The sequence below is a fragment of the Streptomyces sp. NPDC059900 genome (assembly GCF_050270335.1).
Lineage (GTDB): Bacteria > Actinomycetota > Actinomycetes > Streptomycetales > Streptomycetaceae > Streptomyces.
In genome coordinates, this window is the sequence record NZ_JBNNJZ010000766.1 from 1 (window position 1) to 3,255 (window position 3,255).

Annotated in this window: 1 protein-coding gene and 1 pseudogene; one reads left to right on the plus strand and one right to left on the minus strand. The window is 69.5% G+C overall.

All coding sequences use genetic code 11. The annotated features are described in order from the left end of the window. A pseudogene (locus tag ACQKIP_RS43555) lies at window positions 1-212 on the plus strand (DUF2637 domain-containing protein); the annotation flags it as partial. Window positions 213-223: 11 nt separating this feature from the next. On the opposite strand, the gene ACQKIP_RS43560 reads toward ACQKIP_RS43555, so the two are convergent. After that, on the minus strand, window positions 224-3,255 hold a 3,032-nt coding region (locus ACQKIP_RS43560), incomplete at its 5' end, for a DUF6519 domain-containing protein (RefSeq protein ID WP_427745551.1).

A 3,255-nucleotide genomic window follows, 5' to 3' on the forward strand; every position in this document is an offset into this window, starting at 1 on the left:
GGTTCGCGGGGGCGTACGCGGCCGTGAGCGAGCTGGCTGAGAAGAAGGGCGTCGACGGCTTCTCGGTGGTCTTACCGATCGGCATCGACGCGGACGCGTGCGTCCTGCTGGCGCTGAATCTGCTCCTTACGTGGATCTGCATCCCCTTCCCGCCGCTGCGCCAGACGGTGTGGTTCCTGACGGCGGCGACGATCGGATGTGACGACTCTGCAGTCGGCGCCCCTCACAGGATCTGAAGGTCCAGGTTCAGGCCCTCCGCCATGACTCTGGCTATCTGGTGGATTTCGATCGGGAAGTCGCCGGCTTTCGGAAAGGGCACAAGGACGCCGTGGTTGGCAGAAAGGATCGCCGAGTCGGCGATGACGACGGTCGCGGGCGGCACGGTCGTCGGCGGCGCAGGGACGGCGTCAACAGTGAAGTTGTTGCCTGCCACGTTCACCTGCCTGGCCAGGATCTGGCCGTCCTGTCCGTCAATAACGTTGCCGGTGACATGGAAGGTGTTGTACGTGGTGACCAGCAGAGTCTTGTTAGTCGACGCTTCACGTACGGCTCGGATCATCCCGGACGAGACGAGCAGCCGCAGCAGGTGGTTCTCCCTGACGTCGACCGACCCCGCGACAGCGCGCTTGAGTGCGCCGTCGCGGATCCAGTCGGAGAGTGCGGTGCGCTCCTCCGGGGTCAGTCGATCTTGGTCGGGCCGACCGTAGAAGCTGAGGTCGCCGGCGATCTCGTTGCGGGCGACGACGATACGGGCCTCGCGTACGAATGCGGGCCTGCCGATCTCCTTCTGGAAGTCGTCGCGCGTGCCGACCTCGAGGGCGACGGCCGGTTCCACCCCGCCGTATGCCGCCGGGAGCAGGCGCAGCACGCCGGTCAGGCCAGCCACGGTGACGTTCTTTGCGAGAATCTCCGCGAGGTGGGTCAGCCGGATCGCCAGCGACCCGGGCAGTCGGCGGCGCCCGTCGGCGGCAAGGCGGTGCAGATCGTTCGCCATTTCCGTCCGGGTGTCCTCCTTAGCCTGGTGCAGCTCGGTGGCGGCGCCGCGCAACGCGTCCTCGAAACGCTCGTCGTCCTCCAGCCACAGCTGTTCGAGCGGCCCGAATCCCTTCAGCAGCTCGGAGAGACGCCGAAGCCCCTTGAGGGTGCGTGGCCTGAGATCGCAGCCGATGACCGAGACACCCCGCGCGTCGTGGATCCGGACGAGTGATCCCTGTGCCAGGACGCCGGTCACATGGACGTTCTCCAGTTCTACGTCGTCGACGGCCTGCGTGGTCAATCCATGGTCGCGCACGAATTGGACATCCAGGTCGCGAAGCCGGAACGATGCCCAGCCGTCGATCCGCCAGTCGCCCTGCACACGGACTTTGGTGCCTCGCCCGCAGCCGTGCACCGACAGGTGGAGCGGGGGGCCTGTCGGGTCGGCGGCGAGCAGTACCTCCTGGACGTGGTGGATGCCCGGCGCGAGGCACAGGCACAGGACGTGGGCGCCCTGATCGAGGAGAGCGCGGAGCGCGGAGTCCAACGTGGGGAACTCCTCGCCGGGTCCCACACAGACGCAGCAGCCGTGTTCGTCGTCGACCGTGGCATGAAAGGTCACCACCTGGTGGCCGATCTCGCCGCCCGCATGGTCGAGCAGGTGCGCCTCGACGGTCTGAGCCGGAGTGGTGGGGTCCAGGTCCCACGCGGTCTGCGCGAGGCCGTTCCCGTCGGTTGTCGGCTCGGCGTGGCCGAGGCGGCCTTGGCCCTCCGTCACGCTGAAACGCACGCGGGCCCCGGCCACCGGGAGCGCGCCGTTGACGACCCGTACCGCCAGCGGGGCCGGCACCTGCGGGAAAGCGGGGGCGCCACGCCGGGCCTCCTGGCCGTCGCCGCCGACATACAGCAGGTTCGTCAGGGCCGTCAGGGGCGGGAACAGGTTGCGGCAGTCGTCGACGACGGTGGTCTGCGGCACGTTGCCCTGGCCGGTCTTGACGCGGACGCGAGCAAGGAGGCAGTAGTGATGCTCGACGCCGGCAGGGGCGATCTCCGCCGGTGCCTCGGATTCGTCGTGCGGCCATTCGATCGTGCCCGAGTCCGGGTCCACGACGGCGGTGCGGGCCGGGAAATGCCAGAAGTCGCCGCTCTCGTAGTGACCGGCCGTGAACCGTACCTCGATGCCGTTCTCCAGGTGGATCCAGCTCGTCCCGTCCGGGTGGAACGCCACGGCCCGGGCGGTGTCCCAGCGGCGCAGTTTGGGATGGCGGTCGGCATCGACCCCGTCCTGATGGGCTGACAGTCGCGGCACCTCAATGCCGAGGGTGATGGTGCGCCGCCCCCTGTCGACGGACGTCACCTGGCGGAGCAGGCGAGCCGGCCCTTCGAGTTCGATCGCGTCGTCGGTGAGCTCCACCCACTGGCCGGGCGCGAAGCCAAGAACATCGTCCGGCCCGATGTCGGCGACCGTCACCTCGGCGCCGTCGATGCGCGTCACACCGGTGACCACCGACCCGTTCTCGCGCGACACGACCACCGCCGCCTCGGCAGGTCGTAGTGCCGGAGCGGCGGCCGCGTCGATCTCCGGCACTTGCCCCGTGAGGGTGACGATCCCGCTTCCTGGGCTGATAGCGGCGACTTGGGCGAACGTCGCGTCGAGCGGCTTGCTGTCCGGCGCTGTCGCGACCAGCTCGACCACAGCCCCCACGGCGAGGGTCGCCGCGTCCGCCGCTGACAGCTCGACCTCGCGGGTCGTACCGGGAGGGATGGAGACAACCGGCAACAGGCGTGACCCGGCGCTGATGTCGAGGGCCGCGCCAGAGGTGAGCACCTCCACCCGGTAGAGCTGGTTCTCCAGGCCTGTGTAACCGGCCAGCGGGGGGACCAGGCAAGGCCTTGTCGCCGCGGCCTCGGGGGTCGCGCGCGCCGCCATCAGACCGGTCGTGTCGGGCGGTGGCTTCAGCCCCTTCTCGCAGGTCCAGTCGGGCGACACGGGGGCGTGCCGGGCCTGCCACACCGTGCGCTCGCGCGCCGATGTCGTCGGGCCGCCGAGCGCCACCTCGCGGATCGACGGGTCGTCCCGGGCCGTCACGAGGCGTCGCCATACGTCGAGGAAGACCGCGTACCAGCCGTCGCCCGGCGGCCACGCGACCTTCGCGCCGATCCGGTCGGGCTGCTTGTCGTACGGGACGTCCGTTTCGTTCACGACGAGGATGCCGTCGGCGTAGAGATGGCCGGCCGACAACCGGAGTTCCACACCGTCCGGGCTCGTCACCTCGATAG